The sequence below is a fragment of the Knoellia aerolata DSM 18566 genome, from assembly GCF_000768695.1.
In the GTDB taxonomy this organism is placed as follows: Bacteria; Actinomycetota; Actinomycetes; order Actinomycetales; family Dermatophilaceae; genus Knoellia; species Knoellia aerolata.
In genome coordinates this window covers 1-244 of sequence record NZ_AVPL01000218.1, presented here as the reverse complement: position 1 = coordinate 244, position 244 = coordinate 1, and the positions used below count along the sequence as shown (strand labels likewise).

Here is a 244-nt window from a genome sequence, read left to right as displayed (position 1 = left end):
CTGGCGCAGAACGGCGACGCGGTGCTGGTGGACGTGCGCTCGGCGGAAGAGCGCAAATTCGTCGGCCACATCCCCGGCACGGTGCACGTGCCCTGGGCCACCGGCACCAGCCTGACCCGCAACCCGCGCTTCGTGCGCGAACTGGAGGCCAAGGTGGCCAGCGCCGGCGGCAAGGACGCCGTGGTGCTGCTGCTGTGCCGCAGCGGCAAGCGTTCGGCGCTGGCGGCGGAGGCGGCCGCCAAGG

General features: G+C 73.8%; 1 protein-coding gene. It reads left to right on the top strand.

All coding sequences use genetic code 11. The features are described from left to right. On the top strand, window positions 1-244 hold a 244-nt coding region (locus N801_RS22330), incomplete at both ends, for a rhodanese-like domain-containing protein (protein ID WP_035941341.1).